This is a genomic window from Sphingobium chlorophenolicum (genome assembly GCF_000722875.1).
GTDB lineage: Bacteria > Pseudomonadota > Alphaproteobacteria > Sphingomonadales > Sphingomonadaceae > Sphingobium > Sphingobium chlorophenolicum.
In genome coordinates this window covers 62,890-79,943 of record NZ_JFHR01000015.1, presented here as the reverse complement: position 1 = coordinate 79,943, position 17,054 = coordinate 62,890, and the positions used below count along the sequence as shown (strand labels likewise).

Annotated in this window: 13 protein-coding genes; 3 read left to right on the top strand and 10 right to left on the bottom strand. The window is 64.2% G+C overall.

What is annotated here, in order from left to right; genetic code table 11:
* Positions 1–63 precede the first annotated feature (63 nt).
* Positions 64–858: an RcnB family protein gene (locus tag BV95_RS08495; protein WP_037450057.1), complete on the top strand. Its 795-nt coding sequence runs from the start codon at positions 64–66 to the stop codon at positions 856–858.
* Here the strand turns inward: BV95_RS08495 and BV95_RS08490 are convergent.
* The 3 genes from BV95_RS08490 to BV95_RS08480 form a co-directional block, all read right to left on the bottom strand.
* Entirely contained in the window at positions 855–3,377 is a 2,523-nt protein-coding gene (locus tag BV95_RS08490; protein WP_037450054.1) for a sensor domain-containing protein, read from the bottom strand. The two genes, BV95_RS08495 and BV95_RS08490, sit on opposite strands and share 4 nt — an antisense overlap.
* A 155-nt stretch (positions 3,378–3,532) precedes the next feature.
* On the bottom strand, positions 3,533–4,351 hold the full coding sequence (locus tag BV95_RS08485; RefSeq protein ID WP_037450051.1) for an arginyltransferase: 819 nt from the start codon (positions 4,349–4,351) through the stop codon (positions 3,533–3,535).
* A 329-nt stretch (positions 4,352–4,680) separates the two neighbouring features.
* Positions 4,681–5,928, bottom strand: coding sequence for a threonine ammonia-lyase (locus BV95_RS08480; RefSeq protein WP_037450049.1), 1,248 nt, complete (start codon positions 5,926–5,928; stop codon positions 4,681–4,683).
* A 97-nt stretch (positions 5,929–6,025) separates the two neighbouring features.
* On the opposite strand from BV95_RS08480, the gene BV95_RS08475 reads away from it, so the two are divergent.
* Positions 6,026–6,895 carry an NAD(P)-dependent oxidoreductase gene (locus tag BV95_RS08475; protein WP_013847171.1) on the top strand — a complete coding sequence of 290 codons (870 nt, stop codon included), beginning with the start codon at positions 6,026–6,028 and terminating at the stop codon, positions 6,893–6,895.
* Positions 6,892–8,595 (top strand): amidohydrolase, encoded by a 1,704-nt coding sequence (locus BV95_RS08470; RefSeq protein ID WP_174544480.1) that lies wholly within the window; start codon positions 6,892–6,894, stop codon positions 8,593–8,595. The genes BV95_RS08475 and BV95_RS08470 overlap by 4 nt, the downstream gene beginning before the upstream one ends.
* A gap of 100 nt (positions 8,596–8,695) precedes the next feature.
* Here the strand turns inward: BV95_RS08470 and BV95_RS08465 are convergent, their stop codons facing one another.
* The 7 genes from BV95_RS08465 to BV95_RS08435 form a co-directional block, all read right to left on the bottom strand.
* Complete coding sequence (locus tag BV95_RS08465) at positions 8,696–10,435, bottom strand: hypothetical protein (RefSeq protein ID WP_037450045.1); 1,740 nt, start codon at positions 10,433–10,435, stop codon at positions 8,696–8,698.
* Positions 10,435–11,187 (bottom strand): FkbM family methyltransferase, encoded by a 753-nt coding sequence (locus BV95_RS08460; RefSeq protein ID WP_037450043.1) that lies wholly within the window; start codon positions 11,185–11,187, stop codon positions 10,435–10,437. Before BV95_RS08460 ends, BV95_RS08465 begins: the two co-directional genes overlap by 1 nt.
* Entirely contained in the window at positions 11,184–12,323 is a 1,140-nt protein-coding gene (locus BV95_RS08455) for a glycosyltransferase family 4 protein (RefSeq protein ID WP_037450040.1), read from the bottom strand. The genes BV95_RS08460 and BV95_RS08455 overlap by 4 nt, the downstream gene beginning before the upstream one ends.
* Complete coding sequence (locus tag BV95_RS08450; protein WP_037450134.1) at positions 12,320–13,621, bottom strand: MATE family efflux transporter; 1,302 nt, start codon at positions 13,619–13,621, stop codon at positions 12,320–12,322. The genes BV95_RS08455 and BV95_RS08450 overlap by 4 nt, the downstream gene beginning before the upstream one ends.
* A 29-nt stretch (positions 13,622–13,650) precedes the next feature.
* Positions 13,651–14,403, bottom strand: a complete 753-nt coding sequence (locus BV95_RS08445; protein WP_037450131.1) for a class I SAM-dependent methyltransferase — start codon at positions 14,401–14,403, stop codon at positions 13,651–13,653.
* Between the two features lie 61 nt (positions 14,404–14,464).
* Positions 14,465–15,598, bottom strand: coding sequence for a glycosyltransferase (locus BV95_RS08440; RefSeq protein ID WP_037450037.1), 1,134 nt, complete (start codon positions 15,596–15,598; stop codon positions 14,465–14,467).
* Positions 15,598–16,887, bottom strand: a complete 1,290-nt coding sequence (locus tag BV95_RS08435; protein ID WP_234703126.1) for an exopolysaccharide biosynthesis polyprenyl glycosylphosphotransferase — start codon at positions 16,885–16,887, stop codon at positions 15,598–15,600. Before BV95_RS08435 ends, BV95_RS08440 begins: the two co-directional genes overlap by 1 nt.
* Between the last annotated feature and the right edge of the window lie 167 nt (positions 16,888–17,054).

The window sequence follows — 17,054 nt, the reverse complement described above, 5'->3', positions numbered from 1 at the left end:
GATCGCCGCAGCCCATCATGCTAAACAACTCGTTAACAAATGAGCCGAAACAGGGGTTCGAGCATGCATATCCGGAGCGTCATCCTGGCGGGTATCAGCCTGACGGTGGGGTTGGCCACGCCCGCTCTCGCACATGGCCCCGCCAAGGGCGGTGCCGCCCGGCCGGTCCAGAATCCGGGGACGACCGCCCATCGCTGGGGTCCGCGGTATAATGGTCGCTGGTATGCCGGCTGGTCCGCCCCAGGCGGTTGGGCCGCTTATCGACGGCCGGTCGTAGGTTATGTGCTGCCCCGCTACTGGATCAGCCCCACTTACCATATCCGCAATTACGGCGCCTACGGCCTGCCTGCTCCGGCCGGCGGCTATGGCTGGTCGCGCTATTATGACGATGCGGTGATGACCGACCGTGACGGCCGCGTGCGCGATTATCGCGGCGGCGTCGACTGGGACGACCGGGACCGCGATGCCCAGCCCGGCCTTCGCTATGATGACGAAGTCACCACGCCGGACGGCCCGCCCTCGCCGCCGCTGGGATATGAAGGCCGCTGGAGCGGCACATGGCGCGACAAGGACGGCAAGACCTATAGCGGCGATTATGAGGGCCGCTTCGAGGGTCGGGTCGGCGGCAGTCCGGGCGTCGATTTCGACGCCCCGCCCTATGCCGCCGAGCCGCACCCCATAGTCCGCACCACCGGTCCGGGGGAACCCGTGGTCACGACGACGCAAACCCCAGGCGTTATATCCGGCGGCTATTATTATCCCGGCACGACCACCACGACCGTCGTGATCCAACCCACCGTCACGACCACCCGAACCTATGTAGCGGAGGCGCCCGCGCGAAGGCGCAAAGCGCGTTAGGCGGCCTGCGACCGCACTGCCGCCCAGGGGCGGGGCCGCCCCATCAGATAGCCCTGGCCGATGATGCAGCCGCGCGCGATCAGAAGATCGGCCTGCCCCGCCGTTTCCACGCCTTCGGCCACGACCTCCATGCCCAGGCTGTTGCCCAGGTTGACGATGGCGTCGACAATCACAGCGTCCCCGGCATCCCGTTCGATATTGCTGATGAAACTGCGGTCGATCTTCAGCACGTCGACCGGATATTGCTTCAAATGGCTGAGCGAAGCGTAGCCGGTGCCGAAATCGTCCAGCGCGATCCGCACTCCCGCCGCCGAAAGGCGATGCAGCGCCCGCTCCACCTGTTCGGCGCCGCGGCCCAGGAACACCGTCTCCGTCACCTCGATTTCGAACCGCTGCGGCGGGACGGCGTAGCGCGCCAGATGGGCGAGGACATGGTCGGCAAAGTCATGCTGCATGAAGTCGGCAGCCGAAGCGTTGATGGCGACGCGGCCTGGATCGTAACCGGACCGCAGCCACCGGTCGACGTCGCGAACGACCTTCGCCAGCATGATTTCCGTCAGTTCGACCGCGATTTCCGCATTGTCGAACGCAGCGGCGATGGTGTCGGGCGCATGCACGCCGGTGCGAGGATGTTCCCAGCGGAGCAAAGCCTCATAGCCCAATATGCGGCCCGTCTTCATATCGGCCTTGGGCTGATAATGGGGCACCACCAGATCGTCGGCGATCGCCTGACGCGCCATATGGATCATCGAACTGCGCTGCTGCGCCTCGGCCCGCAATTGCGACTGGAACAGCGTCAGCCGCCCTCGTCCCGATGATTTGGAGGCATAAAGGGCCAGGTCCGCCGCCTTCAGCAATTCGGCCGCATTGTCCCCATGTTCGCCGAAGACGGCCCCGCCGATGCTGATGCCGCAATCGAGCGAGCGGCCATTATGAACATAGGGCGTGCGAACGCCGCCCAGCAATTCGGCGCTCCATGCCGTCAGCGCCGCGCCGCTGGTCAGGGAGGGCGCGATCATGCCGAATTCGTCGCCGCCCAGCCGCCCAACCATGGCATCGGCGGGCGCGCAGGCGGCAAACCGCTGGGCAAATCCGCAAAGCAACGCATCGCCCGCATCATGGCCCAACATATCGTTGGTCCGCTTCAGATCGTCGATGTCGACCAGGATCAGGCCGAAACTGTCGCCGCGACGGCGCGCCTGCTCGGTCATTTCCTCCAACGTCGCCTGCCACAGCGCCCGGTTGGGCATGCGCGTCATCGGATCGTGCGTCGCGGCCCAGCGGATGCGATCCTCGCTATCCCTTTCCTCGGTCACGTCCTGGAAGGTGACGATGACGCGCAGCGGCCGACCCGAATCCGAAAAACTTCTCCAGCCGACGCTCTTGATCCAGCGCAGCGCGCCGGTATCGGCCCTATATATTCTGAGGGTCGCTTCGAAATGCGGCGGCATCCGCTCGCTCGCCACCGCGTCGAGCATGACGGCCAGGCGGGGTCGATCCTCCGGATGCACCAGCTTCAGCGCCAGTTCGCTGGTCGCCGGTTCGGTATCCGACAGGCCCAGCATCGACCGGAATTCCTGCGACCATGTCCGCGTGCCCGCGACGGCGTCGAAATCCCAGATGCCCAGGCGGGCCGACTGCACCGCGAGGCGGAAGCGTTCCTCGCTGTCCGCCAGCTCGCGCTGCGCCAGCTTCTGCGCGTGAATATCCTCCAGCGTGCCGTACCAGCGAACGATGCGTCCCTTCGCATCCCGCCGCGCCGATGCCCGCGACCGCATCCAGCGATAGCTACCGTCGACCAGCCGCAACCGGTAGTCCACATCCACCGGATCGCCCGAACGGACCTTTTCCATCCAGATCGACGTCGTACGTTCGACATCGTCGGGATGCAGCGAATCGATCCACCCGCTGCCCTTCGCCTCTTCCGGGTCGATGCCGGTCAGATCCCGCCAGCGCGGACCGATTTCCTCAACCTCGCCATCGGGAGCCGCGGTCCAGGGCACCTGGGGACTGAGTTCCACCGACCAGCGATAATGTTGCCTGCTTTCCGCCAGCGCGTCGGCCAATGCCCGGCGGTCCCGGTCATAACGCTCGTCCACATCCTCGACCGTTCCGTACCATAGCGGCTGCTCGTCCGGTTCCTGGACCCGCGTCATGCGCACGATCCCCGACCTCGTCTCCCCCAACAGGGTGCGCATCCGGACGGGAACAGGGGTCGACCCGGACGATTGCCGCGCCGCTTCGGCCAACGCCTTTCGGTCGCGACGGTCCAGCATGGCGCGCCAGCCATTTCCCGTCATGTCCGAGGAAAAATAACGCGCGAACAAATCCGAAGCGATCTCTCGCGACAGGATGCGGCCGCGCGAATCCGCAATCCAGCGAATCAGCGGCGGCGAGACGCGCTGGAATACCGGCGAAAAGAGCAATTCATTGCGATAGTGAAAACTGTCCCAATCCAGCCCGTCCCGAGCCAGTTCGGTACCCAGTTCCTGAAATCTGCGATCAGCAAAACGGTCCATGCGTCAGCCTTGGTTCACCGCCAATTCTGCAATTCATCAGGATGTGGTAATGGAAAAAGTTAAATAAGCTTTCCAACTCCCTAGCGGTAAAAAGTCCGTAACGGTGGAAAGGATTCCCGGCGGTCGGGCTGCGCACCCCGGCCGCCCAGGCCGCTTTATTTGCGGAAGATCGCGGCCAATTCCCGCGGCAACGCAGGCTCGTCGCGGCTTTCCACTTCCCGAACGGCATGCGCCTGCTCATCCGGATCGAAACGGGTCCAGCCATTGCGGCTCAGCCGCTCCAGCGGGCGGTAGCGGATCTTGTACTGCATGCGCTGCGAACCCTCGACCCAATAGCCGAGATAGACATAGGGCAGCCCGGCCTTCGCGGCGCGCAGGATATGGTCCATGATGATGAAATTGCCCAGGCCCTTGCGATGCTCCAGCTCCGTATCGAAGAAGCTGTAGATCATCGACAGGCCGTCGCCCTGCCGGTCGGTCAGGCAGGCGCCGATCAGCTTGCCGGGGCGGCCATCCTCGCCCGGTTCGCGATATTCGACGACATGGCTTTCCACCGGGGTCTGTTCGACCATGTCGGCAAAGTCCATCTCGTCCATTTCGGTCATTCCGCCGCCGGGATGCCGGGCGCGCAGATAGCGCTGGAGCAGCGCGAACTGCTCCTCCGTCGACCAAGGCTTGCAGGCGGTGATGACCAGATCTTCATTCTTGCGCAGCAATTTGCGCTGGGTCGCATTGGGTTCGAACTCGCCCGCGACGACGCGAACCGAAACGCACGCCGAACAGTCCGCGCAGCTTGGACGATAGGCGACATTCTGACTGCGGCGGAAACCGATGCGGCCAAGGGCGTCGTTCAGTTCCGAAGCATTGTCGCCGCTGAGTTCGGTGAACACCTTCCGCTCGCTCCTGCCCGGCAGATAGGGACAGGGGCTGGGGTTGGTGACGAAGAAACGCGGAAAGCGGAAAGGCGCACTCACGACCGCATCTCCCCCACAGCGCTGCCCGACCCCTGATTCATGAATCGACTATGCCGTCCATGGGCCGCTGTGAAAAGATTATTTACCACGAAAAGTGGTTAAGCGGCAGAGAAGAGGTCGGGGCTTATGGGATGGATGGGATATGGCCAGGAACGGCCCTATCCAAATCCTCCCTACGCGCAGCGTGGGGAGGGGGACCGCCGCTGAAAGCGGTGGTGGAGGGGAAAAGCGCAGGTCGTGCCATTTCCCCTCCACCAACCTGGTCCCCCTCCCCATCTTCCGATGGGGAGGATTTGGCAATGTCCGTCTTCGACCCAGCCTGGCTCGACCTAAGCGACTTCGATCGGCGCGACCTCATATCCTACTGCGCGCAGGGCGGCGATCAGGCGCTCCAGATGAGCGCCGTCGCGCGTCTCGCACTCGACGTCGAGGCTGAGGCCCTTGGCCGGCAAATTGGTAAAGATACGCTGGTGCGATAGCTCCAGGATATTAACCGCTTCCTGGTCGAAGATGCGCGCCACATGGAAGAGAGCGCCGGGCCGATCCTGAAGGATGATGCGCAACCGCGCCAACCGGCCCGAACGCGCCAGATCGCGCAGCAGCACATTGGCCAGCAGCCGCGTGTCGATATTGCCGCCGGTCAGGATCAGGCCGACACTGCGCCCGGCAAATTCTTCCCTGTGGGTCAGCAACGCGGCAAGGCCGGCTGCCCCCGCCCCTTCCACCACCGTCTTTTCGATCTGGAGCAGCAGGCTGACCGCTTCCTCCAGGTGACGCTCGCTGACCAGCAGCACATCGTCCGCCAGCCGCTCGACGAAGCGGCGGGTGAGTTCGCCCGGTTGCTTTACGGCGATGCCCTCCGCCAGCGTATCGCCGTCGCAGGGCAGGTCCGCGCCCTTGATATAGTCGTACATCGACGGATAAAGCTCCGCCTGTACGCCATAGATCTTGATGTCCGGCTTCATCGCCTTGGCCGCCGTCGCCATGCCCGAAAACAGACCGCCGCCGCCGATCGGGATGATCAGCGTGTCGATCTCCGGCGCGTCCTCCAGCATCTCCAGCGCTACCGTGCCCTGCCCGGCCATGATGTCCGGCTCATCGAAGGGATGGACGAAGGTAAGGCCCTGTTGGACCTCCAGTTCGCGGGCATGGGCATAGGCATCGTCGAACTTCTCGCCAAATTGGACGACCGTGGCGCCATGTCCCTGCGTCTGCGTCACCTTCACGGTCGGGGTGGTGGTCGGCATGACGATGGTCACGGGCACGCCCAGACGCTTGCCATGATAGGCGAGGCCCTGCGCATGGTTGCCCGCCGAAGCGGCGATCACGCCCTTCTTCTTCGCTTCCTCGTCCAGTTGCAGCAGGCGGTTGAGCGCGCCCCGCTCCTTATAGGCGGCCGTGAACTGAAGATTTTCGAACTTCAGATAGACTTTGCAGCCGAACATGGTCGACAGCGTCTGACTGACCAGCGTCGGCGTATGCACGACGGACCCCGAAATTCGCACCCGCGCCGCGAGGATATCGTCGACGGAAATGGGCAGCGGCGTGGCGCTCTCGATCTTGGTCAGGGTATTCATGGCGCGCCACCTACCTTAAAATTGCGGCGGAAGGAACTGGCACTCGCGGAAAACTCTGCCTATGGCTGGCGGGCGCGCATCTAACTGATCGAGGCATATGGCTAAAATCGCTTTTATCGGCCTGGGCGTCATGGGCGGCCCGATTGCGGGGCATCTGGCGAAGGCGGGACATGACCTTACCGTCTACAACCGCTCCATCGGCAAGGCGAAGCGCTGGGCGGAGGCCTATGGCGGCGCGGTCGCGATCAATCCGGCCAAGGCGGCCGAGGATGCAGAGATCGTCATCAGTTGCGTCGGCACCGACGACGATCTGAGCCAGATCACGCTCGGCCGGGACGGCGCATTCCGCTCCATGAAGCCGGGCGGGCTGTTCATCGATCACACCACAGTGTCGGCGCGGATTGCGCGGCAATTATTCGTGGAAGGCGAAAGCCGCGGACTGCACTGCGTCGACGCACCGGTGACGGGCGGTCAGGCAGGCGCGGAAAAGGGCAGCCTGGCCGTCATGTGCGGAGGCAGCGAACCGGCTGTCGCGGCGGCCAGGATCGTGATGCAGGCCTATGCGCCGCGCATCGTTCATGTCGGGAAGGCGGGTGCGGGCCAGACCGCCAAAATGGTAAACCAGATTTGTATTGGGGGGATCGTTCAGGGACTTGCCGAAGCGTTGCGGTTCGCGCAGGCGGCGGAACTGGACCTGGACAAGACCTTTGACGCGATCTCCGGCGGCGCGGCGCAAAGCTGGCAAATGGATAATTATTGGAAAACGATGGCCGCGGACAGTTTCGATTTCGGTTTCGCCGTGGATTGGATGCGAAAGGATTTGGGGCTGGCGCTGGAGGAGGCGCGGGCCAATGGCGCGACCCTGCCTGTGACGGCGCTGATCGATCAATTCTATGCCGACGTGCAAGCGATGGGCGGCCATCGGCAAGACACCAGCGCCATCGTGCGGCGGATTACGCGGGCATGAGGGCTGCTCTGCTGGCGGCGGTTGCCGCGCTCGCCATGCCTGGCGCGGCGCTGGCTTCAGGCGTGATCGACAATGTGAACGGCATCGCGCTGGACGCGGCCGGGCGGATTGTGCGGTTCAGGGCGCTGGCTATCGATGACGAGGGCAAGGTCGAAAAGCTGCTGCCCGACCGTTATCAGGAACCGGAATATGTGCGCCCCAAGAAGCGCAAGAAGAATGAACCGGAGCCGGCTCAAGCGAAAAGGCTGGACTTCAAGCTGGATGCGGGCGGCAAGACACTGATCCCCGGCCTGATCGACGCCCATGGCCATGTGATGGGATATGGGCTGTCGCTGATCACGCTGGACCTGTCGGGCACGAAGTCGTTGGCTGAGGCGCAGGCAAAGATCAGGGCCTACGCCGCCGCCAATCCGGGACGCAAGTGGATTATCGGAACAGGGTGGAACCAGGAGCTATGGGGGCTTGGGCGCTTTCCGACCGCCGCCGAACTGGACGCGGCGGTCAGCGACGTGCCGGTCTGGCTGGAACGGGTCGACGGCCATGCGGGCTGGGCCAATTCGCTGGCCATCAAGGCTGCCAACATTACCGCCGCGACCAAAGCCCCCGTCGGCGGGCGCATCGAAATGGCGGCGGGCAACGCTGCGGGCGTGTTCGTCGACAAGGCGATGGAATTGGTGACGCGGGTCGTCCCGCCGCCCGCCCCCAAGGATCGCGACATCGCGCTGGAAAAGGCGCAGCAGGCGCTGCTCAGGCAGGGCATCACCGGCATTGCGGACATGGGCACCGCCATGGAGGATTGGCAGGCGTTCCGGCGGTCGGCGGATCGGGGGGCGCTGCGTATCCGCATCATCTCCTATGCGCTCGGCCTCGACAATATGGTGCTGATCGCGGGGCCGGAGCCGACGCCCTGGCTATATGACGATCATCTGCGCATGGGCGGGATCAAGCTGATCCTCGACGGCGCGCTGGGATCGCGCGGGGCTTGGCTGAAGGCTGACTATGCCGACGCGCCGGGACAGCGCGGACTGCCGATGATCCCGTCGACCCAGCTTCGCAACATCATGAGCCGGGCGGCGATGGACAATTTCCAGGTGGCGGTCCACGCCATAGGGGACGCAGCCAATAGCGAGATATTGGACGCCGTTCAGGAATTGAGCGAAACCTACAAGGGCGACCGGCGCTGGCGCATCGAGCATGCACAGATCGTCGACCCCGCCGAACTGCCGCGCTTCGGGCAATTTGGCATCGTCGCATCGATGCAGCCGGTTCATGAAACCTCCGACTGGCGCATGGCGACGGCGCGGCTGGGCGAGGCTCGTCTGAAGGGCGCCTATGCGTGGAAGGCGATGCTGGACAATAGCGTGCCCCTGGCCTTCGGGTCGGACGTGCCGGTGGAAAGCCCCAATCCCTTCGCCGGAATCGCCGCCTCCATGAGCCGCGAGGATGCCTCTGGCCAACCGGCAGGCGGATGGATGCCGGAACAGCGGGTCAGCTTTGCGGCGGCGCTGGACGGATTCACGCGACAGGCGGCCTATGCAGGCTTTGCGGAAAAGCGCTTCGGCAGTCTGGTGCCGGGACAGCGGGCGGATTTCCTGCTGATCGACAGGGATATTTCATCCGCAAGCCCGACCGATATCCGTGCCACCCAGGTGCTGGAAACGTGGATCGGCGGCAAGCGGGTTTATGTGAAAGGGCAGTAGAAGCTACGTGTTCCTGCGCAGGCAGGAACCCCCACTCCAAACGCTGGATCATGTCACCAACGGCGGAACTGGGCTCATGCCTGCGCAGGAGCACGGTACGCTAAAGCACATCCCCCGCCGCGTTGAACGCCTCTTCCTCGGTCTCTGGCAACGGCGGCTGGACCGGCTTGTCGCAGCCTTCTTCCTTCATATGCGCGCGCAGGGCATCCATGCGCCCCAGATTCCAGCGCGCCAAGGGCACGCCCAAAGGCCGGAACTCGGCGCGGTCGAATAGTTCCACCACATAATTTTTGCAGAGATTGTCCACCTGATCGAGCGTCAGCATGCCCAGGTTCATCACCATCGGCTTTCCCGGCACGCCATTGCGTCCCCGCACCAGATCGGTCACGTACAGCCCGCCACGCGGGTCCACCAGCACGACATCGGCCTGCGACGCGTCGATCATCCGGTGGCTCGCCGCATAGGGCGCGACGAAACCATGCGTACGCCAGACAAGATAGGCGCTGCTGAGCAGGGTGATCCCCACCCCCAGAAACACCGGCCGCATCGCCCCCTTGCGGAAGCGCGCCCAACCCAGCCCCGCCAGCAGGCAGAACGGTCCGATAAAGCCATGGGCATAGCGATAGCCCCAGCCATAGCCCTGCGCCAAAGCCAGGCCGCATCCCGCGAAACACCCAAGGGCGAGCGGCAGCGCGATTTCCTGCCCCCGGATCGCCTTGCGCCATTGCATCGCGAACACACCCAACGTCGCCAGCGGCACCATCAATATATTGTTCCAGGCGGCAAAGCGGCTGAGATTCACCAGAGGCTGCCACCGGTCGCCCAGCCGTTCGAACAGGCTGCCCACCTTATCCGCCACGCCTGCCGAGGGTCGAATGTCGGTCGGCTGGCCCAGCACGTGAGTCAGGAAGGCGGGCCATAGCTTGGCCCAGACGATGACGATGGCCGCCAGCACCAATATGTGGAAGATCGCGACCTTCCACCGCCGCCCAAGCACCATCCAGAGGATGAAGGGCACGATGAAGATCGGCGGGAAGTGCCACTGATGCAGCCCCGCCGCCGCCAGCGCAACGACGCCCGCGCTCAGATGCCCGACAAGCCCCCCGCGCAGCACCAGCGCCAGCCACACCATGTTGAGCGCGAAATGCCCGGTCATGGCATAGGGCGTCATCGCCGTGACCCAAAGCTGCGCCGAGGACAACGCCAGCAGCATCGTCACCCACACCGCATCGGGCCGGTCCGGGAACAGATGCAGCGCCACCCGCCACAGCGCGAACAGCCCGGCCATCAACAGTACCGGCCCTGCCAGATTGGGATCGCCCAATCGCCAGAACAGGGCCTGGATCGCGCTATTCACCGGCAGATAGGCGGCCGTCCAATAATCCGCCGCGCCGAATGGGGAGAAGAATTCCGGCATGATCGCCCGGCGATAGGCTTCCCATTCCATCGGGATGGGCCGCGCCAGAAACCCTTCCCGCATATAGGCGGCGGCGAAGCGCGCCACCTCCTCGTCGCGGGAAATGGAATAATCCTGGAACAGCCAATAATGACCCGCCCAGGCGACAAGGCCGAACAGGACGATCAGCGGCACCGTCACCCGCGCCCTCGGCAGCGGCAGACGCCATCCCAGCCCTTCGGCAAAGGGCGCGACCAACGCCAGCAACAGCAACGCACCGAGCAGCGCCGGAAAATCCTGATCCAGGAACAGGATGACTGCCAGGCTGATGCCCTGTCGATAGGTCACATGCCAAAGAAAAGTCGCGCCCAGCCAGAGCGTCAGCCCGATCGCACCCGCAAGGAACAGGCGAGTGGCGCTGACGGATGACCGGCTGCCCTGCATCAACGGTCCTGCGGCAAATATGCCTGATTGACGAAGATGCCGTCCATTTCGACCAGCAGCGGGAAATGCCCCTTGTTGTTGGCGAAGAAGGCAGAGGGAACAAAGGCGTGATCGGCCAGCCAGTCGATCATCACGCGATAGCCGGTGCCGCCTTCATAGATTGGCCGGACGCCGAGTTCGGTCTGGACCCCGGCCATTTCGCTCAACACCGCGCCCGCGCCTTCGCAGACGGAGAGATCATGTCCCTGCGTGTCCATCTTCAGAAACGGGCGGGCGAAGTCATGCGCCGCCTTCAGTTCGGGCAGCAGATTTTCAAGGCGGCGGCACTGCATATCGACAGTGCGCGTCACCTTGTTGCGGTCGGCGAAGATCGCGTCCTGTTCTCCGGACGGCTTCTTCAAGGAACTGAACTGGTCGGCGGCCATGATGTTGAAGCTGGCCGTACCGTCGAATTCGGACAGCGCCATGTTGAACGCATGCCATTTGCCGTCGGACGCCGCATGGCGTTCCAGTTCCGCGAAAACCTGCGGATTGGGTTCGAAGGACAGGATCGTGCCCCGGAACCCCGCATCCTTGCGCAGCATCGTTGCATATTGGCCGCGATTGGCGCCGACATCGAAGACGCAATCGACGGCGAAGGCGCTCAGGAACCGGCGCAGCGCCTGGATTTCGGGATATTGATGGACGCGGCCCGCCAGTGCCAGCCGCACCGCCAGCGCCCGGTCGCGCAGTTCGCGAACATAACGGCTCATGCTCCCGTCACGCTCCGATAGATCGCGATGGTGGCCCTAGCCATGTCCTGCCAATTACCCATTGAATCTCCATAGGTGCGCGCGCGCGCTCCCAAAGCCTGCCTGATGGCGGCGCTTTCTACGAGGGGCAAGAGGGCTTGCGCAAGCGCCGGCGCATTTCCCGCAGGCGTCTTGACGGCAACCTCTGGCGGCAGGGTCGCGAACATGCCCGCGTCGGACGTGACCATCGCCTTGCCATGGTGCAGTGCCGACAGGAAGGCACCGCTGCTGTCGATATGGCGATAGGGGAAGAGCAATATGTCCGCCTTCGCCATATGCGCGTCGAGCCGCTGTTCGGTGAGGAAGCCCAAATCGGCGATCAGCCGCTCGCCGAAACCCGCGCTGCGCACTCTGTCGAGCAGCGGCGCGATGTCCATGAATGGCTTGCCCGCGAGCGCCAGTTCGAAGCGATGTCCCGCCCGCCAGAGCGACAGGCAGGCCTCCACCAGCAGATCGACGCCCTTATAGGGCCGGATCGTGCCGAAAAAGAGGAGGCGCGGCAGGGCGGCGTCCGGCACCAGCGCCAGATCGTCCGGTCCGGCGGACGCGAGGCGCATCGGCGGATGCGGCGTCACATGGATGCACGCCGGGTCGACACCCTGTCGCTCCAGCGCCGCCTGCGTCGTTTCGCCATGGACGATCAGCGCGTCGAACAGATCGAGCAGGTCGCGATAGCCCCTGCCCTGCATCCTTGCATCGGAATGATAGGCATCGGCATTATGGACCGTGTGGACCAACGCGGTCCTGCCCTTCAGCCGCCGCAGCATGATGCGGTCGGCGGGCGCGAGCGGGAGCCACTGCATATGCGCCACATCCGCGCCGGAAAGCGCGCTGAGGTCGCCCAGGCCGCAGCTTAGCCCATATTCCGCCGCCTTGAGCAGACGGGAGGCCCGTCCCTCCCCGATCCGCGGCCGCAGCGCTTCGCTCCCGCGAAAAAAGCATGCATCATAATGATAGCCCTGCGGCACGATGGCGTCGGTCACCCTCATGGGCCGCGCAAGCAAAGTAACGTCCACCCCCTCGGCCGCCATCGCAGCGCAGAGGCTGTCGTCGTAGCGCCCGGTGAACAGGGAGGGGTCGCACATGGTCGCTTTCATATGCAGCTTCCCATCAACCGGCGCAGCGAAAGGCCATGAAGGACGGCGGCAGCGAACAAGGTCAGCGTGTAGAGGACCAGGAACAGTTGATCGAACCGCTCCGGCGCGAACATCCGCGCCAACGGCACGCTCAGCAGCGAACCGGCGAGGAAAGGCAGCGACCTTTTCAGCAACAGGCTGAATCGCCCCAGCGCGCCCTGCACATAGACCGATACGCAAATCACGGCGAGCGCCAGCAACGCGCCGTCGATCAGCAGCAGGTCGATGCGGTCAATTGCGGCGCGGCCGTCGAACAGCTTGGCGAACAGCCATTCACCCAGCAAGAGCAGGGCCGCCGAAGCGCCCACTGCGAAGAACAGCGCGACCCCAAGCGCCCGCCCCATCAACTGCCGCAAACGCGCCCTGTCACCCGCGTGAAAGGCCCTCGTGATCCGGGGCAAGGCCGCCTCCACCATCGCCCGCACCAGCATCGAAAGCGACCGCGACATCTTGAAGAAAAAGTCGAAGACCAGCATCGGCCGCGCATCATGGGTAACCGCCACGATGGTAAAATAAGGGGCGTTATAGGCCAGTATCTCCGAAATGGTGAATGCCGCTGAAGCCCCGATATCGCGCAGATAATGAGCCCGGACATGCCCTCCGCCGACCCGGAAGGACAGCCAGTGCCGCGCCTTCATGCCCAGGCGGCCATGCACCAACGCTATGGCATAGCCGATCACGACGACACTGACGCAAAGCTGCAAGGCAACCGACAGGCGCGGGTCGAGACCCTGCAGGATGAACAGCAGCAATGCGATCGTCATCACCCGGCGCAGGCAGTCGAGCGCTTCCCAAAGGAAATTCCCATCCACCGCCGCCAGCGCCCTCTTGGCAAGCAATGCGGGCAGGTTGATGCAGGCGGAGAGGAAGAACAGCAGGAACAGCAACGGCATGCCGGTATGCAGGCCGCCCAGGGCGAGCGCCGCAAGCAGGATGGCGAAACCGCCAGCGATCAGCAGGCCAAGGAACAGGAACAATATTCCCATCTCTTCCAGCCGAAAACCGCCTTCATCGTCCTGCCCCATGGCCAGCCCCAAATGCCCCAACCAATGCCGCCGCAGCCGCGCATAGATGATGCTGGTGAGGCCGAATTCGGCGGAAATGGTGAAATTGCCGAACGCCACGAGTAGGAGGAAGGACTGAAATTCCCTGATCGGCAGGACGCGCACGAACACATAGGTGACGGCAAAGCCCCAGATCAGCGTCAGCCCGACATTAGCGAGCTTGATCAGGGCAAGGATGCGGGCCGAAGCCTCCATCCGGGCGAGCGCCCTGCCGAGCGGTTCGCTCACCGGGCTGCGCTTCCCTGCGGCTTGCGGGCGCGGAACAGCCGGTCGTCCAGCGCATAATAATGCCGCGTGTCGGCATCGATGCCGCTGGCGTCGATCTCCTCCAGTTCAAAGCCAGCGGCGCGGATGCGGTCGGCGAAATCCGGGCCATATTGACGCACATGATCCCATTGGCCGAAACGCCGTTCGCGCTCGCGGGGAGGGATGTCGAAACTGCCGTCCTCGGTCGGCTTCTCCCAAAGCGGCACGATCAGCCAGGCCTCGCCGCCTGGCTTCAATGCGCGGTGGATGTTGCGCAGCACGGCATGATCGTCGGGCACATGTTCCATCACATGGCTGGCGTAGAAGAGGTCGTAACGCTCGCTGGCGTCCAGCGCCATCAGGTCGACGCGCCGCATGTTCGGCACAGGGTAACGGCCAGGATCGAGGTCGGCGGGCGTATAATCTGCGGCGGCGGAAAAGCGCTTCACCAGACTGGATTCATTGGGCGCCATGTGCAGCACGGCCCCCCCGGCTGGCACGGTCAACACTTCCCCTGCGATCAGATGGTTCATCAATCGCTCACGGGGGGAAGCGCCGCAGTTCGGGCAACCCCATTCGCCATTGTCGCCATAGCGGAAGAAGCCGACCACCGCCTGCCCGCAGGCCGGACACCCCCGGCTGGCCCGCGCGCCCAACGCCTTGCGCACGGCCAGCATGGTCCGGGTCAGATGCTTGCCGGCGGCTTTCGCCACCCGCTGGAAAGTAATCACGCCTTGGCTCCGCAAAAGGATCGCTCGCCTATACAATATGCCACCGCTTTGGCGAGAGGGATCAGCGCGACTTGGCGGGATTCCAGATGGTGACGGTGCGCCCGGTCATCGCCTTCAACACCCCCTGGAGCGTGGCGAAATAGGCGATCACGATATCCACCAACGCCGCAAACGGTCCACCCCTGGAACGCAAGCCCCGCCAGAGGACGAAAACGCCGGTCAGCCCGCCAACCATATAGAGCGTCGGCGAAATCCGCATCGCCAGCGTCCCGGCCGCAACGATTCCGGTCAGGATGAAAATGCCGCCGAACCACCGGACGATCTTGCGAGAGGCATATTTGAAGCGGTCCAGGATCCCCATGCGCCGCAACTGCGGCCGCAAATGGCCATGCGTATGCCAGGCGCGGGCAGCGATGCGGACCTTGCGCCGATATTCGTCGCGCCGCGCCGCCACCAGCCGCTCGCGGGCGATCACATCCTTTGCCTTCACCAACCGCCTGCCTGCAAAGACCACCGCCATGGAAACGGTCAGGTCGTCGAGCACGCTGTCGGGAAATTCCGGATAAAGCGCCCGCCGGATCGAGAAGATCGATCCATCCGCCCCCAGCACGTTGCCGGTGCGCGATTCTTCGTCCTTAAGCCTTTCCTCGATCCGCCAGTAAAGCGAACCGACCGAGGCGGTCGCGCTTTCCCCGTCGCCCATATAATGAAGCGAACCCAATACTCCGCCAATCTCCGGATCGGCATAGCGCGCCAACAGATTGTCGATGGCGTCGGCGTCCAGCATCACATTGGCGTCGGTGAAGATCAGCACGTCGCCCCGCGCCTTGGCCGCGAGCAGCTTCATGCCATGCGCCTTGCCGCTTCGCCCCGGTCCGCGCAGCAGCGTCACCAGATCGCCCTGCCCGGCGATAAGCGCCGCCGTCTCGTCGGAAGAGCCATCGTCGAAGGCGAGGATTTCCAGCCCTGGATAACGGGTCTTCAACATCGCCAGATTGGCCAGCTTTTCCGGCATCGCCGCCTCTTCATTATAGGCGCAGAACAGCAGCGACGCAGTCGGCGGCGGTCCGGGGATGGGATGTTCCGGACGGATGGGCAGCATCCGCAGGATCAACGGATAGAAAAGGAACGGCCAGCCCACCGCCGCCAGCGACAGCAGCAGCACGGCCGCCGCGACAAGATCGATCGCATCCATCAATAAGCCTTGTGGTGCACCAGCACGCCGATGGTCGCCACGATGATGCGCAGGTCGCGCCAGATCGACCATTTGGTCACATATTCCAGGTCCGACTGGAGCCGGTCGATCAGATCTTGATGATGATCGGTCGACCCCCGATGGCCACGCACCTGCGCCAGCCCGGTCATGCCCGGCTTGATGCAGTGCCGTTCCCAATAGCGGTCGTCCACCTCCCAATAGAGGCTGTCCCCGGCCTTGGCGGCGGCGGCATGGGGGCGCGGGCCGACGATGCTCATGTCGCCGCGCAGGACATTGAAGAGCTGCGGCAGTTCATCGATGCTGGTCTTGCGCAGGAAGCGGCCCACCGCCGTCACCCGATCATCGTCGCGTCCAGTCAGCTTGTCGGCCTTGTGATCGCTGGCTTCGGCGCGCATGGACCGGAACTTGTAGATGCTGAACGGCCGGGCGTCGCGGCCGATACGCGGCTGGCGGAAGATAACCGGGCCGGGGCTGGTGAGCTTCACCGCCAGGGCCGCCGCAATCAAAACCGGCGACAAGGCGATGGTCGCCGCCGTCGCCACGATAATGTCGAAGAAGCGCTTGATCAGCCGGTCGCGAAACTGGAAGGGTCCGCCCGCCACGATGATCGTGGGCTGGCCGTCAAACTCGTCCACCCGCGCCGGGGCGAAGCGCAGCAGTTCCGGCACCACTATCTCGCCGCGAGCTGAAAGCGACTTCAGCGCTACCGACCAGTCATCCATCCGCTCCATCGGACAGGCGACGATCACCCGCTCCGCCATGCCGACGGCGGCGGCCAGGCGGGCGGCCATGTCGGCATCATGCCCCTTGGGATGCAGGCCGGCGGCGGCGGCCTCTATCACATGCATATGCGGACCGGCGTCGATCGGCACGCCGTCCATGATGACGACGGTCAGGTGCGGCACCTCGCCCAGCAGCCGCGCGCCCAGGCGGCCGATAGCCAGCCGCACCATCGCCACCCCGACCGCCGAAAGGGCCAGCCCGACGATGAAGGTCAGACGCGAAAGCTGCTCCGCGATCTTGCCCAGATAGACGATCAGCAGCATCAGCATCGCCGCCTGCGCGAGGGCAAGCAGCCCCCGGAAGATGCCGCGCCGCAAATCCTCCAGCATATGGATGCCGTAGGCGCCGCCCTGCACCCCCAGCAGCACGTAGAGGGGCGCGATCATCGCGAACATGACCAGGCCGTGCGGCTTGCCCGGCTCGCCCGAAAAGGCCCCCAGCACCAGCCAGTTGGCGAACAGGAAGGACAGGAAAAGCCCCGCCATGTCCCCCAGCAGACACAGCAGGTACAGGCGCACCCGCACGATTTCCTTGGAGACTGTCACCTATGGACCTTAATTGCTTTGCTCGAAAATCCCGTTGGCATTGCTCGCCACTGCTTTCAAGGGTTTGAATGCCACGGGACATCAGAACATCGCGTTCCTGCGGAGGC